20 protein-coding genes are annotated in these 26,708 nt (G+C 44.9%); 15 read left to right on the top strand and 5 right to left on the bottom strand.

Annotated features, from left to right (window positions below):
- Positions 1–316: 316 nt before the first annotated feature.
- The 4 genes from glnA (at position 317) to glnG (ending at position 5,207) form a co-directional block, all read left to right on the top strand.
- Complete coding sequence (glnA, locus tag D1814_RS11880) at positions 317–1,726, top strand: glutamate--ammonia ligase (RefSeq protein WP_118492503.1); 1,410 nt, start codon at positions 317–319, stop codon at positions 1,724–1,726.
- A gap of 237 nt (positions 1,727–1,963) precedes the next feature.
- Positions 1,964–2,593 (top strand): DUF4124 domain-containing protein, encoded by a 630-nt coding sequence (locus D1814_RS11875; protein WP_118492501.1) that lies wholly within the window; start codon positions 1,964–1,966, stop codon positions 2,591–2,593.
- Between the two features lie 129 nt (positions 2,594–2,722).
- Positions 2,723–3,808, top strand: a complete 1,086-nt coding sequence (glnL, locus tag D1814_RS11870) for a nitrogen regulation protein NR(II) (RefSeq protein WP_118492499.1) — start codon at positions 2,723–2,725, stop codon at positions 3,806–3,808.
- A complete protein-coding gene (gene glnG, locus D1814_RS11865) occupies positions 3,798–5,207 on the top strand; it encodes a nitrogen regulation protein NR(I) (RefSeq protein ID WP_118492497.1) in 1,410 nt (469 codons plus the stop codon). The genes glnL and glnG overlap by 11 nt, the downstream gene beginning before the upstream one ends.
- Before the next feature lie 120 nt (positions 5,208–5,327).
- On the opposite strand, the gene D1814_RS11860 is transcribed toward glnG, so the two are convergent.
- Entirely contained in the window at positions 5,328–6,467 is a 1,140-nt protein-coding gene (locus tag D1814_RS11860; protein WP_118492495.1) for an HD-GYP domain-containing protein, read from the bottom strand.
- 203 nt (positions 6,468–6,670) lie between these two features.
- Between D1814_RS11860 and D1814_RS11855 the strand changes: the two genes are divergently transcribed.
- The 6 genes from D1814_RS11855 (at position 6,671) to D1814_RS11825 (ending at position 14,852) form a co-directional block, all read left to right on the top strand.
- A complete protein-coding gene (locus D1814_RS11855; RefSeq protein ID WP_118492493.1) occupies positions 6,671–7,396 on the top strand; it encodes a 1-acylglycerol-3-phosphate O-acyltransferase in 726 nt (241 codons plus the stop codon).
- Positions 7,397–7,428: 32 nt separating this feature from the next.
- Entirely contained in the window at positions 7,429–7,827 is a 399-nt protein-coding gene (gene rraB / locus D1814_RS11850) for a ribonuclease E inhibitor RraB (protein WP_118492491.1), read from the top strand.
- Between the two features lie 110 nt (positions 7,828–7,937).
- Positions 7,938–8,753, top strand: coding sequence for a choice-of-anchor H family protein (locus D1814_RS11845; RefSeq protein ID WP_118492489.1), 816 nt, complete (start codon positions 7,938–7,940; stop codon positions 8,751–8,753).
- A gap of 166 nt (positions 8,754–8,919) precedes the next feature.
- Positions 8,920–10,374 carry a sensor domain-containing diguanylate cyclase gene (locus D1814_RS11840; RefSeq protein ID WP_118492486.1) on the top strand — a complete coding sequence of 485 codons (1,455 nt, stop codon included), beginning with the start codon at positions 8,920–8,922 and terminating at the stop codon, positions 10,372–10,374.
- A gap of 470 nt (positions 10,375–10,844) precedes the next feature.
- A complete protein-coding gene (locus D1814_RS11830) occupies positions 10,845–12,128 on the top strand; it encodes an ABC transporter substrate-binding protein (protein WP_118492484.1) in 1,284 nt (427 codons plus the stop codon).
- Positions 12,129–12,176: 48 nt separating this feature from the next.
- The gene (locus tag D1814_RS11825) at positions 12,177–14,852 is read left to right on the top strand and encodes a hybrid sensor histidine kinase/response regulator (protein WP_118492482.1); all 2,676 of its coding nucleotides are present in this window, start codon (positions 12,177–12,179) and stop codon (positions 14,850–14,852) included.
- A gap of 251 nt (positions 14,853–15,103) precedes the next feature.
- On the opposite strand, the gene D1814_RS11820 is transcribed toward D1814_RS11825, so the two are convergent.
- From D1814_RS11820 to pepA, 3 genes are read right to left on the bottom strand one after another with little or no spacing between them, the layout of a single operon-like run.
- Positions 15,104–17,878 (bottom strand): valine--tRNA ligase, encoded by a 2,775-nt coding sequence (locus D1814_RS11820; protein WP_118492480.1) that lies wholly within the window; start codon positions 17,876–17,878, stop codon positions 15,104–15,106.
- 35 nt (positions 17,879–17,913) lie between these two features.
- Entirely contained in the window at positions 17,914–18,336 is a 423-nt protein-coding gene (locus D1814_RS11815) for a DNA polymerase III subunit chi (RefSeq protein ID WP_118492478.1), read from the bottom strand.
- A gap of 6 nt (positions 18,337–18,342) precedes the next feature.
- Positions 18,343–19,848, bottom strand: coding sequence for a leucyl aminopeptidase (gene pepA, locus D1814_RS11810; RefSeq protein WP_118495378.1), 1,506 nt, complete (start codon positions 19,846–19,848; stop codon positions 18,343–18,345).
- Between the two features lie 263 nt (positions 19,849–20,111).
- Here pepA and lptF point away from each other — a divergent pair, with 263 nt between their 5' ends.
- Together lptF and lptG are read left to right on the top strand one after the other, a co-directional pair.
- Entirely contained in the window at positions 20,112–21,212 is a 1,101-nt protein-coding gene (lptF, locus tag D1814_RS11805; protein WP_118492476.1) for an LPS export ABC transporter permease LptF, read from the top strand.
- Positions 21,213–22,274: an LPS export ABC transporter permease LptG gene (gene lptG / locus D1814_RS11800; protein ID WP_118492474.1), complete on the top strand. Its 1,062-nt coding sequence runs from the start codon at positions 21,213–21,215 to the stop codon at positions 22,272–22,274.
- A gap of 110 nt (positions 22,275–22,384) precedes the next feature.
- Here lptG and D1814_RS11795 read toward each other — a convergent pair whose 3' ends face one another.
- On the bottom strand, positions 22,385–22,969 hold the full coding sequence (locus D1814_RS11795; RefSeq protein ID WP_118492472.1) for an RDD family protein: 585 nt from the start codon (positions 22,967–22,969) through the stop codon (positions 22,385–22,387).
- A gap of 202 nt (positions 22,970–23,171) precedes the next feature.
- On the opposite strand from D1814_RS11795, the gene D1814_RS11790 reads away from it, so the two are divergent.
- The 3 genes from D1814_RS11790 (at position 23,172) to D1814_RS11780 (ending at position 26,661) form a co-directional block, all read left to right on the top strand.
- A complete protein-coding gene (locus tag D1814_RS11790) occupies positions 23,172–25,232 on the top strand; it encodes a TonB-dependent receptor (protein WP_118492470.1) in 2,061 nt (686 codons plus the stop codon).
- A gap of 161 nt (positions 25,233–25,393) precedes the next feature.
- Positions 25,394–25,927 carry a sigma-70 family RNA polymerase sigma factor gene (locus D1814_RS11785; protein WP_118492468.1) on the top strand — a complete coding sequence of 178 codons (534 nt, stop codon included), beginning with the start codon at positions 25,394–25,396 and terminating at the stop codon, positions 25,925–25,927.
- A complete protein-coding gene (locus D1814_RS11780; protein WP_118492466.1) occupies positions 25,924–26,661 on the top strand; it encodes an anti-sigma factor in 738 nt (245 codons plus the stop codon). The genes D1814_RS11785 and D1814_RS11780 overlap by 4 nt, the downstream gene beginning before the upstream one ends.
- Positions 26,662–26,708: the final 47 nt, after the last annotated feature.

Raw genomic sequence — 26,708 nt, 5'->3', positions numbered from 1 at the left:
GATAAGAAGTTACTTTTATTGTAATTACCTCTTCAGTTCAAAAAATAATCAGACCAATTGCACCGAATTGATCATATACGGTGGTGGTGAGGTAGAAAGTGATCTAGGCTAGATGACATAAAAGTAACAATTAAGCACCGCAATGGGGCAACCATGCACATTAATAGTGCACAACAATTCAAATGGAAGTGATATATGCCTGTCCATGCCGCAAAATTCGGCTTGCTTGTAAATGGCATGATAATCGCTTTCACTTTTGCCACTGTTGGAGTGAAGCTGATCATTCCGCATTTTTACATTAAACCTGGAGGACACGATGTCAGTAGATAAGGCATTAGAACTGATTAAAGAAAGTGAAGCGAAGTTTGTAGATTTACGTTTTACCGACACTAAGGGTAAAGAACAACACGTATCAATTCCTGCAAGTGTTGTTGATGAAGAATTCTTCGAAGAAGGTAAAATGTTCGACGGTTCTTCAATTGCTGGTTGGAAAGGCATCAACGAATCAGACATGGTTCTTCTTCCAGACGCAGACAGCTGCGTTGTAGACCCTTTCGCAGAAGAAACACAAGTAAATATCCGTTGTGACATTGTTGAGCCTTCTACAATGGAAGGTTACGAGCGTGACCCACGTTCTGTTGCTCGCCGTGCAGAAGAGTACTTGAAATCTACAGGTATCGGCGACACATGCTTCTTCGGTCCAGAGCCAGAGTTCTTCCTTTTCGACGACGTGCGTTTCCACACAGATATGGCAGGCTCGTTCTACAAGATTGACTCTTCAGAAGCAAAGTGGAACTCAGGTGAAGAATTTGAAGGCGGCAACATGGCTCACCGCCCTGGCGTTAAAGGCGGCTACTTCCCAGTACCTCCGGTAGATTCTGCTCATGACATTCGTGCTGCTATGTGTATGGTTATGGAAGAAATGGGCCTTGTAATTGAAGCTCACCACCACGAAGTAGCGACAGCGGGTCAAAACGAAATCGCTTGTGAATTCAATACGCTAGTTAAGAAAGCGGATGAAATCCAGGTGTATAAGTATGTTGTACATAATGTTGCACATGCATATGGCCAAACTGCTACTTTTATGCCTAAGCCACTTGTGGGTGACAATGGTTCTGGTATGCACTGTCACCAGTCTATCTCTAAAGACGGCGTTAACATCTTCGCAGGTGACAAATACGCAGGTCTTTCTGAAGAAGCACTTTACTACATCGGTGGTATTATTAAGCACGCGCGTGCAATCAACGCCTTCGCTAACGCTTCTACTAACTCTTACAAGCGTTTAGTACCTGGATTCGAAGCGCCGGTAATGCTTGCATACTCTGCGCGTAACCGTTCTGCATCAATTCGTATTCCTCACGTAACTAGCGATAAAGCGCGTCGTATTGAAGTACGTTTCCCTGACCCAACAGCTAACCCTTACCTTGCATTCTCTGCAATGCTAATGGCTGGCCTTGACGGTATCAAAAACAAGATCCACCCTGGCGACTCGATGGATAAAGACTTGTACGATCTACCACCAGAAGAAGCGGCTGAAATTCCTACTGTTGCAAGCTCTCTTGAAATGGCGCTTGAAGCACTTGATAACGACCGTGACTTCCTTAAAGCAGGTGGCGTTATGACTGACGACATGATTGATGCATACATCGACCTTAAGTCTGAAGAAGTAACTACACTTAACATGACAACTCACCCAGTTGAGTTTGACATGTACTACAGCGTGTAATAACACTCTGTATAGCGATAAATACTAAAGCCCGCTTTGCGGGCTTTTTTTATGCTTTCCAATTAACTACTATGTCTTTAGGTCTACGCTAAAAAGCATCACCTAGGATAGCCTATTTAGACCTGTGAGCGAGGGGCTACCCCTTATTTAGGTATCGCTTAAATGATGTAGCAACAGCCCGAAAGTAAAAAAGTACTAGGTTGGCAATTTCAAAATAGATTGATTAGGAAACCATACGTGCAAAACATGATGCGATACATCTGCTTAGCTTCACTACTATTAGGTGGCAGTAATGGAATGTTCCCCCTTCAAGCCGCTTCGCTAATTCAAGATCAAAACAATGGGCAGCATCAAGCACAAGCAACCGAGGAACCACGCGCCCCAGTATCAACTTCCTCGTCTTCTTCGACTAAAACAATCTATAAAGTGGTAGGAAAAGACGGCTCTATTACTTTCACCGATAAGCCACAAAAAAATGCTGAGCCACTAGCATTCGATGATAAAACGCAAAACGTAGTCACAGCAGCCAAAGTACCTCCCCCGCAGCCGCTTAAGCCTGATGCGCCCAAACCTAATTATCGCGTGACTATTAAATATCCAGCACCAGAAGCAACAATCCGAAATAACTTAGGTGAGCTAACCATTTCTGCAGCACAAACTGGTGCACCTAAAGCGCCTACTTACCGATTGATTTTCGACAACGCCCCATTTGCAAGCAATAATTCGGGCGTATTTAAACTCTCAGGTATCCATCGTGGAGCACATACTTTTAAAGTTGAGCTAACTAACAATACGGGCAAGACTCTTGCATCGTCTCCAGAACAAACCCTTTACCTACATCAGGCATCGGCGTTAATTAATAACTAATAGCGTGCAACCATTGTCATACAAGCGCACCAACGAGGTTCAGTAAGCTATGTTTGCTTAGTCTCTATTCGCGCATTGCATCATTGCACGCTACAATGCACAATTATGGTGCAAAGGAGACGAGCTCGGATGCATTCCACCGAGTTAGAAACACAACAGCTTATAAATAGCCTAAACACTGCGTTGGTAATGGTAGATAACAAACTTACCATTGTTTACGCCAACCACGCGGGCGAAGCTTTGTTCGAGACGGGGCTTAAACAACTTATCGGGCACCCGCTTCAAGACTTTTTCTTACCAGGGACAATAGAAACCACACGACTAAAAGCGGCTATTAGGAAAGGTGAAGATTTTACCGAAAACGAAATTAAGTTGGCATTTAGAGATAACCGCTATGTATCTGCCGATTTGACCGTTACCAACTTACACTTTGAAGATGGCCCGCGGCTATTGTTCGAAGTAAAAAAGATTGATCAACAAAAACGTATTTCTCGTGAGAATTTACAAAATGCACAGCATTATGCAGCGCGAGAACTAGTGCGTGGTCTAGCGCATGAGATAAAAAATCCGCTGGGCGGAATTCGTGGCGCGGCGCAGCTTTTAGAAAAAGAGCTGTCGGAAGAACATAAAGAGTTCACGCGCATGATTATTGAGCAATCTGATCGCCTGCGAAACCTTGTGGACCGTTTGTTAGGCCCAAATTCACTGCCTCGGTTCGAAGAGAGCAATGTGCATCAAGCGCTTGAGAAAATACGTAGCTTAATGCGCTTTGATTCAGACAACCCTATAACCATAGTCCGTGACTATGACCCGAGCATACCGCCGCTTTTATTAGACCCAGACATGATTCAGCAAGCGGTACTTAATATAGTTAGAAATAGTATTCAGGCTCTAACCGAGAGCCAAACCCCTAACCCTGAAATTAGGCTAGTGACGAGAATAGAGCGCCAAATGACTATTCAAACGAAACGTCATGCGCTGGTAGCAAAAGTAAAAATTATAGATAACGGCCCAGGCATTCCTGCTGAAGTTAAAGACACCCTTTTCTACCCCATGGTCACAAGTAAACAAAATGGTTCTGGGTTAGGTTTGTCTATTTCACAAACCCTCATTAACCACCACGGCGGCAAAATAGATGTAGACAGCTACCCTGGTCACACTGAGTTCGTAATTTACATACCAATAGATCGTAAGGAGACAGACGATGACGAATGAGTCTGTGTGGATTGTCGATGATGACAGTTCTATTCGTTGGGTGCTGCAAAAGGCCTTACAAGCCGCTGATATCAGCTGTTTGAGTTTTGAAAACCCTGAAGATTTATTGCTTCAACTTCAAAGCGGTCAAGCCCCCGAAGTCATCATTTCAGACATAAGAATGCCACAAATGGACGGCATGACATTACTGAACGAAGTACACGCTTCCCATCCGTTGCTTCCCGTAATTATTATGACGGCGCATTCGGATTTAGACAGTGCGGTAAACGCTTATCAAAAAGGGGCATTTGAATACTTGCCAAAACCTTTTGATATTGACGAAGCGGTAACCTTAACCCAGCGCGCCCTTGCTCACGCAAGAGAGCAGTCGACGGTATCCAAATCACAAGTTGAAGACGTTGTAACCGAGATAATTGGTGAAGCGCCTGCTATGCAGGAAGTTTTCCGTGCTATAGGTCGACTTTCACGCTCTTCAATTAGCGTACTTATCAACGGTCAATCGGGAACAGGTAAAGAACTGGTAGCCCACGCACTCCACAGGCACAGCCCCAGAGCGAGTAAGCCTTTCATTGCGCTTAACATGGCGGCAATCCCGGCTGACTTGGTCGAGTCTGAGCTGTTTGGTCATGAAAAAGGTGCTTTTACCGGTGCACAAGCAGCACGCCAAGGGCGTTTTGAGCAAGCTGACGGCGGCACACTTTTCTTAGATGAAATAGGCGATATGCCGTTAGATGTGCAAACCCGCCTTTTGCGAGTACTCGCGGATGGCCAGTTTTATCGCGTAGGCGGCCATCAGTCGGTAAGCGTTGATGTACGCATTATCGCAGCCACTCACCAAAACTTAGAGCAGCGTGTTGCTGAAGGAAAGTTCAGGGAAGATTTATTTCACCGCCTGAACGTTATTCGTGTGCACCTTCCATCACTCAACGAACGTCGTGAAGATATTCCGTTGTTAACACGCCATTTCCTTCGCCGAGCGGCCAAAGAACTTGATGTGGAAGCGAAAAGCATTTCTAAAGAAGCTGAGCGTGTTATGTCTCAGTTACCATGGCCTGGTAACGTAAGACAGTTAGAAAATGTATGCCGCTGGCTAACGGTGATGGCAAGTGGGCAAGAGGTCTTACCGAGCGATCTGCCGCCAGAAATTCACAGCGATAGCAGCATTGAAAAGCCAAGCGCAGAGTCTGGCGATTGGCCAGATTTACTTGCGAGCTGGACCGACAAACAACTACGCGATGGCCATCATAATATCCTTAACGACGCTATGCTGACTTTCGAGCGCGTTATGCTTGAGCGAGCACTTCAGCACACCCATGGCCACAAGCAAGATGCGGCTAAACGTTTGGGTTGGGGAAGAAACACGCTTACCCGTAAGCTCAAGGAATTAGGTGTGAGTTAAACCTGTTTCGCTTTGTGAGATAGCTGGGAAGCCTTTAGCTGAATTAAGCTCTCAGCCAACAAGTCAATTGGCACCTAATTCAAATAATAGCTAATTTAAAAAACAAACAAAGGGCAGCGTTTACTGCCCTTTAGTTAAAAGCGCTGTCATAGCCTGATTAAACAGTCTCACCCACTTCATACTGAACTGGCCTTTGGCACTGCGATTGATCTCGATCACTGCTTCTTTTTTGGAAAGCACATTGTCTTCGTTGTGCGCCCTTGGGTGTGTCATTGCGTCGTAAGTATCAACAATTGCAAGCAGCTTAGCGCCTTCACAGATATCGTCTTCTTTTATGCCTAGCGGATATCCAGTTCCATCTGTACGTTCGTGATGCTGCATCACTATTTTACGGGCCATATCCCATTGGTCCAGGTGCTCTAACAAACGAGCGCTTTTGTAAACGTGAGACCGCATCAGATTAAACTCAATATCACTTAATTCATCGCCTTTATGCAACAGCTTTAACGGCATGAACGCCATACCAAAATCATGAACGTAACTGGCTACCGCCAGCTGGTCTTCATCAATTGGATTTTCGGCCACATCATTGATATACATGGCCAATTTGGCAATACGGTCACCTCTTCCAACCCAATAGTTAGAACGGCGCTCAATAGTTTGCATAAGATCGCGGAAAAACAAGATATCTTGTTTTTTCTCAGTGCTAATGTCTTTCGGTATACCTGTAGCGGCTAATGTGGGCGGCTTAATTTGCACGTTTTCGGGGTCGTCGCCGTCAGCAACAATGTCTAACGCTGGGTTTAGTAACAACACAGCTTCAGTAAGACGTTTTTCATGTTCAGAAGAATTGTCAGGCGTAACACGACCGATAGCAAGCACTAGCTGGTTGTGAAGGTTGTCATCGTATTCAGCCTTACCATCGGCCATTACCGCCTCTACGAAGGCTTTAACCCTGTCCATGGTAAGAAGCACCAAGTCACTCATAGTACTTGTATATGCCACCTGCCCTTTGCGTAAGTAATCGAGTAAATCTTCAACATGCTGCAAAAGGGGGATCATAGGAGAGAAATTTACTAAACCTAAATCGCCTTTAATGGTGTGGATTGAACGAAACAGAGCCCGTTGCAACTCGTTATCTTCCGGCCGAAGCTCTAATTCAATCAAAGTTTGCTCACTTGATTCATAGAGTTCGTTAATTTCCTCCATAAGGTCAGCAAGAATATCTTCTTCTAGGTCGTCTGGAGTAAATGTCTGCATGTAATGAATACCGAGTTAGATTCTATTGAGCTTTCTATTATTGTAATTCGGTATCGGCAAAATTTCCTCATACTAAAGGTGATAAAGAAGGAACTTTCACAAGAGGTGACCCGATAAGGTTTAAACACTGTAAAAACTCATCGGACAAGTGTACGCTGAAACTTCATCTATACTGCGCGCGTCAATTGTATCTAGGAGTTGTTTTGATCGCTTTATTTCGCATCCCGGCACTTTTTATCGCCTTTTTATTAATCAACATTATTTTGCTGATCATTTGTATTGTGCGCCCTTTTCACAAGGATAACGTGCATGCTGCCGGTAGTTTGTATTCTCTTATGGCTAAAATAGTGGGCCTTAAAATTGTTATACAAAGAGACCCCGCGGTAAAAACGAACGAGCCCTATGTTTTTATCGCTAATCACCAAAACAGCTTTGACGTAATTACAATTTGTAAGGCTGCACTTCCCGGCGTAGTCACAATCGGCAAGAAGAGTTTGAAGTGGATCCCTATTTTTGGCCAAATCTATTGGCTGTCGGGGAATATCATGATCGATAGAAAAAATTCAGGGAAAGCGCGAAACACCTTGGATATCGCTGCAAACCGTATAGCCAAGAAAAAGACCTCCGTATGGCTATTTCCTGAAGGTACCAGAAGTTACGGCAGAGGTATTCTCCCCTTCAAACAAGGTGCGTTTCGTCTAGCCAAGGCCACCAATGAACCTGTTGTTATGGTTACAGCAAGCAACCTGCATAAAAAGGTTAAATGGAACCGCTGGAACAACGGGATTGTGTTGATTGATATCGCTGCGCCTCAACCTCTGACCGAAGAGCGCACAATTAAAGAGTGGATGGTGCACTTTAATGATGAAATGAAGCAAAAGTTTGATGCGCTTAATACACAGGTCGATGAACTGGAAAAAAGCAGGTAAACTTGCGCTTAAATTGCTAACGAGTGTTTATTATGACCCAGTTCGATGAAAGAGAAGAGTGGTACGAGTTCAACCAAGAAACTATTGATGCCCTTCTAGAAGATGGCAGTCAAGCCGATGCCGACTATACCATTGAGCACCATTTCGCCAGTACCGACTTCGATGTATTAGAAAAGGCCGCTGTCGATGCATTTAAAGCTGGTTTTGAAGTGACTGATGCGGAAGAACTTATTCTTGATGACGGCGAAACCATTTTTTGCTTCGACGCCGTGGTAGAAAGAAAGCTTAACATTGAAAAGCTTAATGCAGATTCAGACGCACTGCTTAAGATTGCCGACAAACATGATGTCACCTACGATGGATGGGGCACGTATTTCGAACCACGTGAAGAAGGTGAGTACGAAGAAGAAGATCATCACTTCGACGACTAACGCTTAACTTTCCCTATAAGCTGAAGGGGCATTAAGTTACTCTTCAGCTTTTGTTCATCTTTTTTCGTCAACAATGACCCTGTCATTATCGATTGGAAAAGGATGGACAGATGAAAAACTTAGTATCAGCACTTGCTGCATATTCAGCTATCGCCACGCTACAACTTGCGTTTTTGTCACCTGTACATGCAAATACCGATAGTAGTTCAGAAGAAAAACAGGTTACCTCAACCGAATTCCGTTACGACAAACCATTTTTAGCTGCTGAATCACTACAGCCGAAAACCACGAGTGAACTGGCCAATGACAGTATTGTTGAACAGTCTACCGATAAGGTTAACGCACAACAAACTACACTTAATCTAACCAATAAGCATCAACAATTCCTTGGTGTAAATAAGTCATCAAGCGATATTGTGGTTAGCAGCGTTAATGAATTCTGGATTTATGAAAGCTGGGTAACGCTACATCAAGACATTGACTACGACGGGTATCACTCTGCATTTTCAATTGAGTTTGACGCCGACACGATTTACACGCGAGCGCCTGTATACGCTGTATTATATTTAGGTAAAGACGGTATTTACGACGCTATACACGTTTCTTCGGAGTTCTATATTTATTCAGAAGATTCAACAGATACGTTCACCATTGAAAGCTCATTAATATCGGGTTTCCCTCCTGGCGAATACGACATACTGCTAGAGCTATACGATGCAGATACTGAAGCGTTAGTGGCATTTACCGATGCCTATGACGACAGCGCACTTGCCTACCTTCCACTTGAAAGTGAAAACAATGAGTACGTTGTAGAAGATACGGTGGTAATAGTAGAAGAGCACGGCGGTGCTTGGTCGCTACTACCATTATTCCTACTAGGAGGCATTGTGCTTACAAGACGCTTGCGCAAACTCTCTCACCACTAATTCACCCTTCCACATTTGTTCTCGCTAAAAGCTGTTTAAAATACAGCTTTTGGCTATTTTTTAAACTAAAGTCTAATATATAGATTGAACCCTCTCTTTAATTAACGTTGATTCGGCAATGTACAAAAAAACAGTACATACAGACGCTTTCAAATGGTGTAGTGCAATGAGCTTCAACAATGTTAACTTGTTCAATTTATTAGAAAACACGCAAATTGGTGTGGTCATTCACAACGAAACTGGCGCAGTGGAGTATGCCAACCCCGCCGCGACGTCTTTGCTTAATTTAAGCGTTGAAGAACTTAAAGACAAAAGCACGGATGTAGAGACGTGGACGTTCATCGATCGGCAAAACCGACGAATTCCTTATGACGAATTACCTGTCGCTCGGGTGCTTTCGACGGGCAAACCTGTAGATAATCAAATATTAGGTACTATTGACAAAACCACAGAAAAAACCGCTTGGTTTAGTGTTAATGCCTACCCGGAGAGATATAACGCAGACGGCAGTACCCCTCCCTTCGTTGTGGTTTACTTTTCGAACATCACCGCAAAAATAAGCGACTTTTCTTATAAAGATATTGTGCAAAATTCACAAGACATGATCTTGGTTACAGAAGCGGAAAACATCAATGCCCCGCTTTCGCCTAAGATAATTTATGCTAATGAGGCTCTCTGTAAACATACTGAGTATGCCTTCGAAGAGTTAATAGGCGAAACACCAAGGATTTTTCAGGGAACCCTAACAGATAAAGCATCGACCGATCGCATTCGTCAAGCCCTTATTGAACAGCGTCCATGTACCGAGACACTGTTGAACTATACTAAAACCGGCACACCGTTCTGGGTGCAAATGAATATATTCCCGCTCACCAACGATTTTGGCGAAGTTACGCACTTTGCTGCGGTTCAGCGCAATATAAGCGAGATAAAATTTCAATCTGAACAGCTGGACAATAGAAATTCAGAGCTAAAAAGGATAAAGAAAGATTTAGAAAACTTAGTTCACGAACGTACAAGTGAGCTACGAGATGCAAACTTAAAATTAGAGAAGCTGGCATATTTTGACGCCTTAACCAATATCCCCAACAGACGAGCGTTTATTGATGCGTTCTCTAAGTCTCTAATGTTTGCCAAGCGCAACAACCATGAAGTACTTGTAGGTATTGCAGATGTTGATCACTTTAAATCAATAAACGATAACCTCGGCCATGGATTTGGTGATGAAGTCCTAACTATCGTTGCGCAAACAATGCAGAGATTTTTTCGCGCCGAAGACGCAATAGGCAGAATTGGAGGAGAAGAATTCGCTTTTTGTATTGTACTTCTAAGTCAGGTTTCACCGTACCAAATACTGGATAGACTAAGGCAGAAAGTGAGCAAATTACACCACACCCAGCCACGTTTAAAAGGACATAAAATTACGGTAAGCATTGGCGCTGTGCAAACGAAGGAGTTACAGCACAAAAGTCCTAAACAGCTTCTCACCTATGCCGATAAAGCGCTTTATAAAGCCAAAAACAATGGCCGAAACACGGTGGAATGCATTCAGGAATGTGCGAAACTTTCCAAAGTTTCAGCTTCAGAGCCTTTAGACGATGAATCTCGGCAAGCGCTCTAACCGACACTCAAAAAAGAGCGCCTACCGCGCACTTTGGAAGTTCTCGCGATGCTTAATACGAGGCCTTCTTTATGGCCCTCATAAACCATCATTCTTCGACGGTTGAATTTCTTCAGCTTCCACCACCGCCTTTCAACACGTTTGACCATGCTTTGTTTCACAAGGGCTTGCCTTAGTACATATTCAATTTGCACATTAACGCTGCGTACATCGTCAGCCGCCCACTTATCCATGGCTGCGAGTACATTTCATTTATTCGAAGTGGATATGCTTTTTTCTCTTACATATTGCTCACTTTTGATATCACTTTCATATCTCGATAAGCGAAATAGTGAAACAAAGCTAACGGTGAAATGTTACCGAATATATCGAAAGTGCTTTACGTTCAAATATCTTTCAACATATCTTGGTAACTTCTTGAACTAGGTGCCAGAATGTAACGAGGACATCCCTTTATACGGAATTACACAATGTCTACTAAGCCTTGTAAAAACAAACGCTCTTTTGCCTCACGCCGCACGTTATTAAAAGGCGGGCTAGCGTTTGGATTAACAGCCGGTGTTACTCCCTTTGCTATAGGTAAAGCGAAGCCAACGTTACGGGTTATGGGTACCCATGTTACTTTGCAGGAGGCTATTCGTCAGCGAGCTATTGAAGACTTAGGTATCAATATAGCGTTTGAGCCCGGCGGTAGCGCAACTGTGCTACAAAAAGCTTCTATGAACCCCCATTCCTTTGATTTATACGAACAATGGTCAAATAGCATTAACGTTCTTTGGCGAGCAAAAGCTATCCAACCTATACAGAAAACGCGCCTTCAATTTTGGGATGAAATAAACAATTTAAGTAAAACCGGTAAACTCACAGAAAACGCGCGTATGGGCGCGGGGGATGCGCCCCATAAGATCCTTAATGTGCAAAGCGATGGGTCTTTAGGCGAAAAGCATACCGACGCTATTAGCTTTTTACCCTATGTACACAACGTAGACTCATTTGGTTACAACACCTCAAAGCTCCCCGCAGAACTACAAGCACAAGAAGAAAGTTGGGGATGGCTGCTAGATCGTCACTTTTCTGGAAAAGTGGGCATTGTGAACGACCCCACTATCGGGCTATTCGATTTAGCGTTAGCAGCACAAGCGAAAGGATTCATTACGTTCAAAGATATCGGTGCCATCACTGAATACGAACTGGACGACCTTTTCAACCTGCTTATAGAATTAACCCAGTTAAATCACTTTAGTGGTTTTTGGACATCGGTTCCTGAATCTGTCGAATTTATGAAGAGCGGACGGGTTTCCATAGAAAGTATGTTCTCCCCTGCGGTCTCGGCACTAAATGGCCAAAATATCCCCGTCACATTCGCAGCCCCAAAAGAGGGCTATAGAGGATGGCACGGTGTAATATGCCTTTCTTCAGCTACCCAAGGAAGAATGAAAGATGTAGCTTATGAATATATGAACTGGTGGCTTTCAGGGTGGCCTGGTGCATTTATAGCGAGGCAGGGCTATTACATTTCAAACCCTCAGCGTTCTGCCGATTATTTATCACAAGCTGAGTGGGACTATTGGTATAGGGGGAAAGTTGCCTCCACAGCACTGAAAGGTCCAGATGGCAACGTGAGTGTACAAAAAGGGGCACAGCGAACCGGCGGCAGTTATGAAGAGCGCTTTAGCAACGTTGCAGTTTGGAATACGGTTATGCCAAGCTATGAATATAGCTTACAAAAGTGGTACGAATTTATAACCGCTTAAAACAATGTAATACCACATCTTAAATGGAAAAAGGTTCTTTAGGCTTATATGTTATCGTCAATACGGGTACAGCTTATAACAGTGTTAGTTGCTTTAATTGCACTAATACTTGCTCAAGGTTTTGTAGCGCGAAAAAACCAAGAGGTTTTAAACGAAGGGGTTACGTCTGCTGCGAAAGCCGTCATTGATGTGGGTATAGTTAAAGAGCTTGAACGGGACGTTGTCGACCTTCAGCGTAATGTTTTAATCTTTAAGGAAAATGCAAGCAAGTCGGCCATTACCCGGTTTAGTCGTCTGATGGTTACTATTAACAGTAAACTCGATAAGCTTGCGGTAGTGAACGAAAACGTCGAACAAAAAGATGACAGCAATCAAATTCTCAATAGGATGAGAGAGCATTTGAGCGCTTATCAAGAAAACTTCTCTCAAGTTGTTGAAGCTCGCTCAGAAAGAGACAACCTTATCGATCAAGGCACTATGTCCGACATTACCTTGCTAGAAAGTGAGCTTGATAAGGCATTAGCACAAGGAAAGATTACTGCGGCTTTTGTAGACGATGCCAAGGTCATTCTAATACGCACAGAAAATGCGATGCTAAAATACTTAATGAAACCTGACATGAAATTCATTAAGTATTTTAATGACGCCATAGACGCTTTAAAACGCTTACCACCCACGGCCCCCCCTGAACTGCAACAGCGTATTGAGCGCATTATAGATAGGATTAAAAACGACTTTTTTAAGCTAACGCAGATAACACAGGGCAACCTTTTTCTGGTTAATGTGGTTATGGCAGGCTCTGCTAACGAATTCCTCTATTTAAGTGGAGAACTGGCGAAAAAGGTAAGTACCGATTCTGAAGTTATAACCCAGCGCACCTACCAAATAGCAGAGAGTACACAACGCAATGGCGAGCTCTTTTCTCTGTTTGCCATTTTACTTGCTCTGTCGGCCGCGCTGTTCTCTACTCTTCGTATCCTTGGCCCTATCCGGTCCATCACTGAAGTTTTCAATAAGCTCGCTGAAGGTGTACAAATCTCTAATATTCCTGGCAGCAGCCGAAAAGATGAAATTGGCAAGCTAGCGAAAGCCGCGCTTGTGTTTAGCGATAAAAACCGTGAGACAGAAAAGCTGCTCAATGAAGCGCGAACCATGAACTCTCAGTTGGAAGACTTAAATAAAGTTATCACTGAATCTAAAGTTAAAGCCGAACAAGCTACCGCATCGAAAAGTATGTTTTTGGCCAATATGAGCCACGAAATACGCACCCCTATGAATGGCATTATTGGGTTAATAGAACTGGCGCAGCAGCAAGAGCTTTCTCCCGCTGTTAAAGGCTACTTAGACAAAGCGGCGTACTCTGGACAGATTCTGCTAAGCGTAATTAATGATATTCTCGACTTCTCTAAAATTGAAGCAGGTAAACTTAAAATAGAAGAAGTGAGCTTTTCATTACACTCGCTATTTGACAACTTGATTGCTGTAATTGCGTTACGTGCAAAAGAAAAGAACCTATCGGTTCATTTTACGGTTAACCCCAAGATACCGCCTCAACTAATAGGTGATCCGCTGCGTATAGCTCAAATCATCATGAACATTGGTAATAACGCTGTGAAATTCACCGAGCAAGGGCGCATTGATATTGAGTTTGATGGTAGATTAAATGAAAAAGGCAACCAGCTTAATCTTTCCATGCGAATAACCGATTCTGGCATTGGAATGAGTTCGGCCCAGCTTGATAAAATATTTAAACCGTTTACTCAAGCTGACGGTTCAACGAACAGAAAATACGGCGGAACAGGGTTAGGGCTAGCTATCGTTAGCCAACTTACCGAGCTTATGAATGGACGACTTGATGCAACGTCTACCATGGGTAAAGGCAGCACGTTTGAAGTTGAACTTCCTCTAAGAGCATTTAAAAACCAGCCTGGGGTATTACAAAATTCGCCTCAGCTACCGCGTAATAGCCTTTACATTACTGACTCTCCCTTACTTCCAGACGCTTATTGCACCCAAATTCAGCTTTCGACAACATCATGTATGCCTATAGGTGAAGCTAAAAATGCCCCATCGCTTCCTGAGCACATTGTTGTCGATGTTCATGAGTTTAGCTTTTTTAGACAGAATATTAGCTGGCTGAATAGTTTATTAGAAAGCGGAAAATCTGTTGGTTTGGTCATGGAAAGCGCGGGAAGCGCGCTGCAATCTAAATACGATTCGCTATGGAAAGGCCCGTTAATCATGCACCCCTTTACCCCGGCCCAATTCGAACGCTTTGTTAATCAGATTATCTCGAAAGACGCCGGCTTTGAGGGCCAACATTTTAAAGATGAGTCAGTAATTACTCTGCTTGAAGGGCATGTGCTGCTAGTTGAAGACAATAATATTAATCAACTCGTTACCGGAGAGATGCTTACTAACCTAGGGCTGACATTCGATATAGCAGAAGATGGCAAGCAGGCCGTACAAAAAATAGAAAACTCGCCTCAATACGACCTCGTACTAATGGACGTACAGATGCCGGTAATGGACGGATATGAAGCTACTGCGAAGCTACGTGAGAAAGGATTCACCGCCATACCAATAATTGGTCTTTCTGCCAATGCGATGAAAGAAGACAAGCAAAGCGCTATAGAATCTGGCATGAATGACTATTTAACCAAGCCTATAAAACAAAAATCCTTGATAAGCATGTTAAAGCAATATTTGGGTAAGCAAGACTAGCTTCCATTGCGCGAAATCTGTTGAGGTAAAATGTTTAGCTTAACAAGGTAGGGGTTATGGTAGAAGGCAACAGCGCAAAGCCCTAATATCAGTCAGTATTTATTTAAATTAATTTCTGATGTGAGTTAGCGCTTTAAACAATTGGCACGAATGTAAATTATTACGGTCCCCATTTTATCGCCAATAAAAAAGGGCCACCTTTCGGTAACCCTTCTAATTTGTATCGATAAACCCCGCTTAAGGGGCCGCAATCAAAGCGCTTTTATTGTTTCAAACTGCTCTTTAAGTTTGGCCAGGGCTTTTTCACCTTCTTCCAACTTACCGCGTTCTTTTTCAATTACCGCTTCTGGCGCATTACTTACGAACTTTTCGTTACCTAACTTGCCACGAGTACGAGAAACATCTTTCTCGATTTTATCCATGGCTTTAGTAATACGAGCAAGCTCTGCATCTTTGTCGATAAGCCCTGCCATTGGGATAAGAATTTCCATCTCGCCCACAAGCGCTGTAGCGCTGGCCGGAGCTTCATCACCGTCTTTCAAAATAGTGACAGTTTCAAGCTTAGATAACTTATCAAGGAACGCTTTAGCAGCATCAAGACGGCGAGCGTCTTCATCGCTTACATTTTTAAGTAGCGCATTAAGTGGTTTGTTGGGTGAAATATCCATTTCACCACGGATATTACGAATACCCACGATAAACTTCTTCACCCACTCAATATCAGCAAGCACTTTATCGTCTTGTTTAGCTGCATCTACTTCAGGGAATGCCTGAACCATAATGCTTGCGCCTTCTTCCACCTTAAGTTCACTTAGTGGCACGACGCGCTGCCAGATAGTGTCGGTGATAAATGGCATTAGCGGGTGTAATAAGCGAAGCAGGCTTTCAAGCACATTGATAAGCGTATGACGTGTACCGCGCTTTTCAGCTTCAGTGCTGGCGTCATTACTAAGTACAGGCTTAGTCAGCTCTAGATACCAGTCGCAGAACTGGTTCCAAGTAAACTCGTAAACCGTTTGCGCAGCAATATCAAAACGATAGTCTTCAAGGGCCTTTTCAAACTCAGCCAGGGTTTGTTGGAACTTAGCCCAAATCCAGCGATCGGCCATGCTAAGCACCATTTCGCCGCCTTCACGTCCTGTATCGTGCTCTTCTGTGTTCATCAATACGAAACGCGATGCGTTCCAAATTTTGTTACAGAAGTTGCGGTAGCCTTCAACACGGGCCATATCAAAGTTGATATCGCGGCTGGTTGAAGCCATAGCTGCAAAAGTAAAGCGCAGTGCATCTGTACCGTAAGCCTGAATACCATCAGGGAATTGCTTGCGAGTACGCTTAGCGATCTTTTCAGCCAACTGTGGCTGCATCATGCCCGCGGTACGTTTAGTCACTAGCGACTCAATATCGATACCGTCAATCAAATCAATAGGGTCAAGTACGTTACCCTTTGACTTTGACATTTTATCGCCGTTCTCATCACGGATAAGGCCTGTAATATAGATGTCTTTAAACGGAATTTTACCGGTAAACTTCTTGGTCATCATGATCATTCTGGCAACCCAGAAGAAGATGATGTCAAAGCCAGTTACAAGTACCGAAGACGGTACGAAGGTTTCAAGATCTGGCGTTTCTTCTGGCCAGCCCATTGTCGCGAACGGCCATAGTGCGCTCGAGAACCAGGTATCTAGTACATCGTCGTCTTGTGAAAGCGCTACATCACTGCCAAGGCCGTGCTTTTCGCGTACTTCTTCTTCGGTGCGGCCAACAAAAACCTTACCGTTTTCGTCATACCAGGCCGGAATGCGGTGTCCCCACCACAGCTGACGCGAAATACACCAGTCTTGAATGTTGTGCATCCACTGGTAGTAGGTCTTGTTCCAGTTCTCCGGCACAAAGCGAATTTCGCCGCTTTCAACCGCTTCAATTGCAGGCTTAGCAAGAGACTCAACCGCTACATACCACTGGTCAGTTAGGTATGGCTCGATAACCGCGTTGGTTCTATCGCCACGTGGAACTTTAAGCTTGTGCGGCTCAATCTTAACCAAAGAGCCTTGGGCTTCTAGGTCAGCAACAATTTGCTTACGGGCGTCGAAGCGATCTAAACCACGGTACGCTTCTGGCGCATCATCGTTAATTTTCGCATCGTCGGTAAGAATGTTGATCATAGGTAGGTTGTGACGCTTACCCATGTCGTAGTCGTTAAAGTCGTGAGCAGGCGTAATTTTAACGCAGCCAGTACCAAACTCTTGATCGACATAGTCATCGGCAATAACGGGTATCAAACGACCAGTAATAGGCAGCTTAATCTCTTTGCCGATGAAGTTTTGATAGCGCTCGTCATCTGGATGAACCGCAACCGCGGTATCACCTAGCATGGTTTCAGGACGCGTTGTCGCTACCACTAGCTCCCCGCTACCATCAGCTAACGGATAGCGCATGTGCCACATATGGCCGTCTTCTTCTTCGTTCAGTACTTCTAAGTCTGATACTGCAGTGTGAAGCACTGGGTCCCAGTTAACCAAACGCTTACCACGGTAAATAAGGCCCTCTTCGTGTAGTTTCACGAATACTTCAGTGACGGCTTTAGACAGGTCTTCGTCCATGGTGAATACTTCACGAGACCAGTCAGGAGAAGTACCTAATCGGCGCATTTGGCCAGTAATAGTACCGCCGCTGTGCTCTTTCCACTCCCACACTTTTTTGATGAAGTCTTCGCGACCTAAGTCGTGTCGAGTTTTACCTTCTGCGTTAAGTTGGCGTTCTACCACCATTTGCGTAGCAATACCGGCGTGGTCAGTACCCACTTGCCAAAGGGTGTTGTCGCCCTTCATGCGGTGATAGCGAGTTAGGGCATCCATAATGGTTTGCTGGAAGCCGTGGCCCATATGAAGGCTACCGGTAACGTTCGGCGGCGGAAGCAGAATACAATATGGGTCGCCGCTGCCTGAAGCTTTAAATAAACCCGCTTCTTCCCATGACTTATAGCATTGCTGCTCGATGGACTGCGGTTCGAAGGTTTTATCCATTACACACTCTCAAATTGAAGCTAAACGCGAATGACTTATGCAGACTTAAACTGCATGTTGCATCCAGCTTGCTGATAGTTTTTGTATCTAACCCGCGCGGCCTGTTTGGCATTCTCGTCCACGGGTACAAAATCGATAATTTGACGATGCTGATTGGGTGAAGGCACCATACCGGAACCTACATTCACCACCATTTGTCGTCTGGCTACCTGCTCAGGCTGCCAACAAATTTCCACCGGCGTTCCCGACTGAGGGCCTTCACCATAAAGGTTATGGGGCACAAAGCGGTCAGCCGGTAGCTGCCACAACAGTTCATCAACCTCTTCAGCTTGCGCCTGTGTATCGCACAGCACGCTAATTTTTTGCTTATTAGCAAATGCTGAGGCAATGACCTCGCTGGCGCGGCCAGCCACGCCATTATCACTGCTGGTAAGTTGATAAAAAATCACTTGTGGCATAAATGATTAGTCCTCTAGCTTGATATCAGCGCGGTTCATTAAGAACTGAGACAGCATAGGCACTGGACGGCCTGTTGCACCTTTGTTCTTACCACTGCGCCATGCCGTACCGGCAATATCAAGGTGGGCCCAATTGTACTTCTTAGTGAAGCGTGACAAGAAACAACCCGCCGTGATTGACCCTGCCGGGCGACCACCAAGGTTTGTCATGTCGGCAAACGGGCTTTCAAGCTGCTCTTGATAATCATCCCATAGTGGTAAACGCCATGCGCGATCTGAACTTTGTTCTGACGCATTGAGCAGCTCATGGGCAAGTGGATTGTGCGTACTCATCACTGCCGTAGCGTGGTGACCTAGCGCGATGATAGCCGCACCAGTTAGTGTGGCAACGTCGATAACGAGTTCTGGCTCGTAACGCTCAACGTAAGTTAGAGCGTCGCACAATACCAAACGACCTTCCGCATCAGTATTTAGTACTTCAACAGTTTGGCCCGACATGGTCGTTAGAATGTCACCCGGACGATATGCTTTGCCGTCTGGCATATTTTCACAGCCTGCTAGTATGCCAATTACGTTAATTGGCAGGTTAAGCGCCGCTATAGTATGCATAGTACCGAGAACGCCTGCAGCTCCACCCATGTCGTACTTCATTTCGTCCATGCCTTCGCCTGGCTTAATTGAAATACCGCCTGAGTCGAACGTAAGGCCTTTACCTACAAGCACAATTGGCGCTTGATCAGCAGGACCGCCACGGTGATGCATAATACTCATCATGCTTTCATTCGCAGAACCACGACCAACGGCAAGGTAAGACTGCATGCCCAGCTCTGCCATTTGTGTTTCATCTACCACTTCAGCGGTTACGCTGTCATATTGGCTAGCTAATTCTTGCGCTTGCTGCCATAAGTACGCAGGGTTACAAATGTTTGGCGGCATGTTAGCTACGTCTTTGGTTACTTTTGAACCACGAGCTACGGCTAAACCGTGCTCAACCGCGCGCTCACCAACAGTAAGCTCACGACGAGTAGGTACATTGAATACAATTTTACGCAGCGGACGGCGAGGCTCGCCCTTTTTGGTTTTAAGCTGCATAAAGGTGTACAGCGTATCTTCAGTCGCTTCTACTGCCTGACGCACTTTCCAGTAGGTATCGCGACCTTTAACGTGCAGCTCGGTTAGGAAACAGACCGCTTCCATTGAGCCGGTTTCATTCAAAGTTTGAATGGTTTTGGCAATAATGTTTTTGTACTGACGTTCATCTAGCTCGCGCTCTTTACCACAACCGACAAGAAGCACGCGCTCGCTTAATACGTTTGGCACGTTGTGTAGCAACAACATTTGGCCCGCTTTACCTTCAAGGTCGCCACGGCGCAACAAGTTACTGATATAACCTTCACTGATTTCGTCTAGTTGTTCAGCCACTGCCGTTAGGCGGCGCGGCTCGAAAACACCCACAACAATACATGCGCTGCGTTGTTTTTCAGGGCTGCCACTTTTTACACTAAACTCCACGATATCACCTCGCTTTTCGTCGTTTATGGTTTGCACGATGACTAAAATCACGTAACGTTTCGCGCTGCTTTATGTTTTAATACGCAGCATAACTTTTAAGTTCGCTGCAATTCACGCTTACAGACCTATTGAATATAGGTTAAATTTGCGTCAAAACACCATGCAAACGGTTTATGATTGCAGGCAAAACTTGTAAAAACGGTAAGTTTAAACAAAATTGTGCTTTCTTTCACTAAAATTCCTAATTTTCCGGAAGGGCTGAGATGCTGATATTCCGCTATTTACTTAAGGAAACGCTGAAATCTCAGTTAGCGATTTTCTTTATCCTAATGGCAATTTTTGTCACCTTAAGGTTTGTGCGCGTTTTAGGCGACGCATCAGACGGTGATATCCCCGCTGGGCTAGTGCTTGGCTTCTTAGGTTTATATGCCCCTATTCTCTCATCTTTGGTGCTGCCAATAAGCGCTTATTTGGGCATTATGCTGGCACACGGCAGGCTATACGTAGACAGTGAAATGACCGTAATGAGGGCTTGTGGTATCAGCGAATGGTACGTCACACGAGTGATGCTGTTTTTATCTGTAATCATCATGATTGTTACAGGGGCAATTACCCTTTATTTCGCGCCTCTAGCTGCAGAGAATGAATACCAGCTGCGGGAAAAAGCCCGAAATGAAGCTGGGCTTTCTGCCCTTATGCCAGGTAGATTCCAGCAAACGGGTAACGAAAAAGCAGTTATATTTGTGCACGATGTAGATAGCAACGATAAGCTGCAACGTGTGTTTTTATCCCAGAATCAAACGGATGACAGCGAAGGCGACGTACGCGTTGTATATGCGCAAACCGGTGAAGTCGCGAATAACCCAGATGGCACCCGAAATCTTGTTCTAAAAGAAGGTGTGCAGTACGAAGGCAAGCAATCTGCAAAGGCTTACCGCAAAGTAGAGTTTGACGAATACCAAATTCAGATTGCCGATAAACCCGCCGACGAGACGCGTCGCAAGGTAAGCGTATTGCCCACCAGCGAGCTTTGGGAAGACGACAGTATTGAGGCCAGAGCCGAGCTACAGTGGCGTATTGCCATACCGCTATCGATACCCTTTTTAGTGTTGATCGCAGTACCGCTAAGTGCCGTCGATCCGCGTCAGGGTCGCTTTGGTAAAATGTTTCCGGCCATTCTGCTTTACTTAGGCTACTTCTTGCTACTACTCGCAAGTAGACGCGTACTAGAAGACGGAAAAATGCCGCCACAATTAGGCTTATGGTGGGTACATACCATCATGCTGATCATTGGTGTTATGCTGATTGTACGGGACAGAAAAACCGGCACAGAGCTTCGTGCTTGGATATTGGGGAAAAAGTAGATGTTTAAGATCCTCGATTTATACATTGCTCGTACGCTGCTAGGTACTATCACGGTCACACTAAGTGTACTTATTGGCTTAAGCGCACTCATTAAGTTTGTGGAACAGCTACGTAAAATTGGCGAAGGTGACTATGACATGCTTGTCGCCTTTATCTATGTTTTACTTAGCTTGCCTCGCGACCTAGAACAGTTCTTCCCTATGGCCACACTACTTGGGGGCCTTATTGGTATGGGCGTACTGGCCAGTAATAGCGAACTGGTAGTAATGCAGGCCGCGGGCATGAGCCGTTGGAACATTATAAACTCAGCCATGAAATCCACCCTTGTGATGATTTTATTGGTGATGGCGGTTGGTGAGTGGGTTACCCCATACAGCGAAACCAAGGCCAAACAAATAAGAACCGAAGCCATTTCAGGCGGTAGTTTATTTTCTTCAGATAAGCTGGTGTGGGCTAAAGATGGCGACCGATTTGTGAGTATTGGTCAAGTACTTAGCCAAGACTCGCTTAAAGACGTAAGCATTTTTAGCTTTAACCCTGACCTGTCTCTTGAAAGTATTACCTACGCAAAAAATAGTGCTTTCGATGGCGATGGCTGGTGGCTAAGCGATGTCGAAGTGACTGAGTTTTCAGAAACTAAAGTGTCGGTACAAGAAAGCGAGCGCATGCGATGGAATTCAACACTAACCCCCGATAAGCTGGGCATAGTTGCTGTTAAGCCAGAGGCTTTATCCATCACTGGATTGCTAGATTACGTAAATTATTTAGAAAACAACGGCCAAGATCCCTCGCGCTACGAACTTGCGCTATGGCGAAAAATCTTTCAGCCTATTTCAGTGGGCGTAATGCTATTAATGGCACTGTCGTTTATCTTTGGTCCGCTACGTAGCGTAACGATGGGCGCAAGAGTGATTATGGGCGTACTCACAGGCTTTGGTTTCTTTATTCTTAACGAAGTGTTTGGGCCAGTCAGTTTGGTATATCAGCTGCCGCCGTTCTTAGGCGCTTTGCTACCAAGCTTGCTGTTTGCGGCTATCGCAGGTGTAATGCTTAAACGTTGATAAAACTATAAATGCTCGAATAGTTTCACGGTCAAGTTGTATAAAAAAGAGGCGTTTTGAAGCCTCTTTTTTTGACTTTTTTGGCGCCCTTCAAGGCCTAGAATGCGTCATCACCAACTTTTGTGGTCGTTCGCTTCTTTAGTCAGTTTCAACACTTCTGTTTGTGCCAAGCGGTCCTGTAGCGATTGCTTATTTTTAAAATCAAACAAAACAAGCAAGGTTCCTAAACCTCCCAATGAAGCAACAAGACGAATCAACAAGCGCGGCCATGTCATAGGCTCGTCAACTGTGCTGTAAATACGCAAACGCCATGCACGCATACCAAGTGTTTGTCCGCCTCTACGCCAGAACCATAAGAAAAAGCCCGCTATCCACAAACCTACCCACGTTTGAATAAGCAATTTATAACCAAAAGAAGCCTGAATCAGGTCGGCAGGTTCAGCATAGTCTTGCAGGTCAAGGGCGCCGTTTTTCAGCATAACCACCAAGGTTACTATCATCACCATAGCGGCACACATACCGACAGCGGTAGCCACGAGCGTATCGTAAATCATTGCCAACAAGCGTCTAACGAATCCTGCTCGCTGTAGGGCCAAGCTATCAGATTCTGCGTTATCTGTGCTTAACTCATCCTTGCTATTTGGGCGGTTAGGTGATGAGGATGTCTTCTTAGCTTTTTTATCGTGACGCGCCACAGGTTTCTCTTTGCTTCAATAAATAACAGTGCGTATTTTGACACAAGCCGCAGGTAGCTTAAACAACATAAATGACACTTACTGTCTTTTAATGAAGCTGTAACCTCCCGATTTGCCTTCGATAAAATTTACGGTTTTTTGCATCTAACCGTAATAGTTAACCGTTATTACACTTACAAACGGATGATGGAAGTAAATTACGGTGACAAAAATAACTTTAGTAAAAACACTTATAGCAAGCTCACTTGCATTTACTATTGCACCCGCTTTGGCACTAGATGACCCAGAAAGTGATATTGAGCACATTCGGGTACGTGGTGATTCGACGGTAAAAGACGGAGAGTTTATCTCTGCTTCGCAGGGCTGGGTGTCTGGTGACACATTGATTGAGCGCCCTATGCTTCGCGCCGGTGAAATACTGGAATTTATCCCAGGCATGATGGTGACCCAGCATAGCGGTTCGGGCAAAGCTAATCAGTACTTCCTGCGTGGATTTAACCTTGACCATGGTACTGACTTCACGGTGAGCGTAGATGGGATGCCGGTAAATATGCGAAGCCATGGTCACGGTCAAGGCTACAGTGACCTTAACTTTATTATTCCTGAATTTATCGACAACCTTAGCTATTTTAAAGGTACGTATTACGCCAACATCGGCGATTTTTCTAGCGCTGGTGGCGCGTTCTTTAACTTGCGCGACTCTCTTGAACACAACCAGTTGTTCTTAGGCTTAGGAGAATATGGGTTTAAGCGCGCCGTTGCATTAAACCATTTTGAAGCTGGAGAAAGCCGCGTTATTTCGGCGCTCGAATATCAAACCTATGATGGCCCCTGGACTGACGTTAACGAAGACGTAAAAAAGAAAAACGCACACATCCGTTATATAACACCCTTGCTTGACGGCCAACTCTCTGTAACAGGGATGGCTTACGACAATAGCTGGAATGGCGCTGACCAAGTTCCAGAACGCGCTATCCAAGGCGGCTTAATAGACCGACTTGGCTCTATCGACACCCAAATTGGCGGTGAATCTGCTCGGTATAGTTTATCTGCAAACTACACCAGTGATTCATGGAATGCTTCGCTTTATGCCATAGACACTGAGCTTAGTTTGTTTTCAAATTTCACCTATTTCCTTGATAACCCTGAGCGAGGTGATCGGTTTGAACAAGCTGATGACAGAAAAATCTATGGCGGCGAAATATTCACTACCCTGCCCTTAGCCATTACAAACGGGAGCAGTATTACCCTTGGCGGTCAGTGGCGTTTTGACGATATCGATAATGTAGGCTTATATCGCACCCAAAACTTAACCCGCTTTGGTACTGTCCGAGAAGACGAAATAGACAGCAATAGCTATGCGCTTTTTGCTCAGTCAAACATTGTATTAAGTGACGCATTGAGCCTGTCACTAGGTGGTCGATACGATTATTTAGATATTGATGTAACAAGTGACCTTGAAGCTAATTCAGGTAGTGAAAGCGATGGCTTGTTCACACTCAAGGCAGGCTTGAAATATAGCGTTTCTGACGAACTTACCGCGTTTGCCAATATTGGTCAGGGCTTTCATTCTAACGATGCTCGAGGGGCGACCATTAGTATAGACCCGGTAAGCGGTGACGCTACCGAACCAGCGCCTTTACTGGTAAAAAGTCTTGGCTATGAAGCGGGTGTTAATTATACCGACAACAAAACTTACAACCTATCTGCGGCGCTGTGGCGCTTAGAGCTTGATAGCGAACTGGTATATGTGGGCGACGCCGGTTTTACCGAGGCTAGCCGCCCGTCTGAAAGGCACGGTATCGAAGTAAGTGCCTACTACTGGATAAGCCACCACCTGACGACCGACATTGAAGCTGCTTGGACGAAAGCACGATTTAGTGACAGTGTTGAGGGCGAAGGTCGTCATATAGACGGTACAGTGCCGGGAGTAATCAGTGCAGGGCTAACCTACTATCAAAAAAGTAACAAACTAGGCTTAAGCTATACCTTAAGAGGCCGCTACTTAAGCTCTCGCACGGTAGAAAGCTTCGATGAAATTTCACCGCCATCAACGTTTTTAATCAATGCTCAAGTTGCGTATCGTCAGCCCTCATGGGACGTAACATTAGAAGTGCTCAACGTTTTGGATAGCGACGATCATGACATTGATTATTTTTACACATCTAGGCTGCCCGATGAGCCAGAAGAGGGAATTGAAGATTTGCATTATCACCCTGTCGAGCCAAGAAATGTTCGTCTTACGGTTTCGTTGAAATACTAGAACAGCAAGGTTTTGTTTACTGGCTGCTAAGGAACCGTCGGACCCAACTGAGCAACATTCAGGCAGTTGTGCATAAAGCATGCTACTTTAAAAAGTAGCCACCTAATATTTAAAAGCAACACACAAATGGTCGCGCCATAATGATAATAATAGGAGCATCTATGGAACACGAAACCTTGTTTCCTTTGCTGTGTGAAACAGCAGAGGGAAATAAAGAAGCTTTCGCAAAGCTTTATGAACTAACAAGTGGTCAGCTTTATGCTGTTGCTTTAAGGCTTTTAAAACGGCCCGAACTAGCTGACGAAGCCACACAAGATGCCTACATAAAAATTTGGCATAACGCCGGCAACTATCAACGAGGGAAAGGCACTGTCCTTACTTGGATGATCAGTATTGCTCGCTACCGAGCGCTAGATTTGATTCGCTATCACAATGTGCGAAATGAAGTTGAGCTAAACGATGACGCGCCAGCAGATGTCGAGAGTACACAAACAATAAAACTTGGTGCGGAGCAGGCTAAGCTAGCCTCATGTTTAGATGAGTTGGACGGCCCGCAGCGTCAGGCTATTCATCTTGCCTATGTCAACGGTATGTCGCATCAAGAGGTTGTTACTCATTTGGCATCACCACTTGGAACCATTAAAAGCTGGATAAGACGGGGTTTGCAAAGCTTGCAGAGGTGCCTATCACTATGAATTATTTAAAAGAAGAGCGATTAAACGCCCTCGCCGCAGAGTATGTGGTTGGAACGCTTCGCGGTAAAGCGCGCACCCGCTATCAAAAGTTAATGATGCAGTATCAGGCTGTGAGCGATGCTACGTCGCAGTGGGAGCAATACTTAACGGGGTTTGCAGAAACCTTGCCTCCGGTGACACCGCCCGACGCTGTGTGGGAAAATATCCAAACAAAACTGGGCCATAAAGCGGCAAACGACACAGCGTTTGCGAATAATGTCGCCGATACTACGCCATATAGCGGAAACATTGTTGATTTTGAACATCAGAAGCAGAAACGCTGGAAAAGCTTATCGTTCATATCTACAGCAGCTGCAATGGTATTGGCTGTATTGCTTTTCGTTATGCAACCTGTGCCTGCACCAGACATCTCTCGTATCGCCGTCGTTAACAATGCGGACAATGCCCCTTTGTGGGTAATAGAGGTTTCTGACACAACCATGAGTGTTAAGGTTACCGATGCTTTCGTGGCGTTGGCCGACAAAGACTATGAGCTTTGGATGGTACCCGCTAACGGCGAAGCGCCAATTTCACTTGGCCTGATGCCTGAAGCGAATGGAGATACAAGGGCAACACCAGATATATTGCTAGACCAGAGTATCATGGCATTGGCAGTGAGCTTAGAAGCGCCTGGTGGCTCGGTAACGGGTGCACCGACCGAAGTACTTTACATAGCACCCATTGTGTCTGTGTAATTTTAGGAACTAAACTTTTTATCAAAAGGCCACCATTCGTGGCCTTT

Origin of the sequence: Alteromonas sp. BL110, from assembly GCF_003443615.1 — a bacterium.
In the GTDB taxonomy this organism is placed as follows: Bacteria; Pseudomonadota; Gammaproteobacteria; order Enterobacterales; family Alteromonadaceae; genus Alteromonas.
The sequence above is the reverse complement of the archived record's forward strand: the minus strand, read 5'-3'. Positions and strand labels throughout refer to the sequence as shown.

Coding starts and splice junctions, on each gene's coding strand:
- glnA (WP_118492503.1), top strand. CDS start 317: ATGTCAGTAGATAAGGCATTAGAACTGATTAAAGAAAGTGAAGCGAAG.
- glnL (WP_118492499.1), top strand. CDS start 2,723: ATGCATTCCACCGAGTTAGAAACACAACAGCTTATAAATAGCCTAAAC.
- glnG (WP_118492497.1), top strand. CDS start 3,798: ATGACGAATGAGTCTGTGTGGATTGTCGATGATGACAGTTCTATTCGT.
- D1814_RS11860 (WP_118492495.1), bottom strand. CDS start 6,467: ATGCAGACATTTACTCCAGACGACCTAGAAGAAGATATTCTTGCTGAC.
- rraB (WP_118492491.1), top strand. CDS start 7,429: ATGACCCAGTTCGATGAAAGAGAAGAGTGGTACGAGTTCAACCAAGAA.
- D1814_RS11845 (WP_118492489.1), top strand. CDS start 7,938: ATGAAAAACTTAGTATCAGCACTTGCTGCATATTCAGCTATCGCCACG.
- D1814_RS11840 (WP_118492486.1), top strand. CDS start 8,920: ATGAGCTTCAACAATGTTAACTTGTTCAATTTATTAGAAAACACGCAA.
- D1814_RS11830 (WP_118492484.1), top strand. CDS start 10,845: ATGTCTACTAAGCCTTGTAAAAACAAACGCTCTTTTGCCTCACGCCGC.
- D1814_RS11825 (WP_118492482.1), top strand. CDS start 12,177: ATGTTATCGTCAATACGGGTACAGCTTATAACAGTGTTAGTTGCTTTA.
- D1814_RS11820 (WP_118492480.1), bottom strand. CDS start 17,878: ATGGATAAAACCTTCGAACCGCAGTCCATCGAGCAGCAATGCTATAAG.
- D1814_RS11815 (WP_118492478.1), bottom strand. CDS start 18,336: ATGCCACAAGTGATTTTTTATCAACTTACCAGCAGTGATAATGGCGTG.
- lptF (WP_118492476.1), top strand. CDS start 20,112: ATGCTGATATTCCGCTATTTACTTAAGGAAACGCTGAAATCTCAGTTA.
- lptG (WP_118492474.1), top strand. CDS start 21,213: ATGTTTAAGATCCTCGATTTATACATTGCTCGTACGCTGCTAGGTACT.
- D1814_RS11785 (WP_118492468.1), top strand. CDS start 25,394: ATGGAACACGAAACCTTGTTTCCTTTGCTGTGTGAAACAGCAGAGGGA.
- D1814_RS11780 (WP_118492466.1), top strand. CDS start 25,924: ATGAATTATTTAAAAGAAGAGCGATTAAACGCCCTCGCCGCAGAGTAT.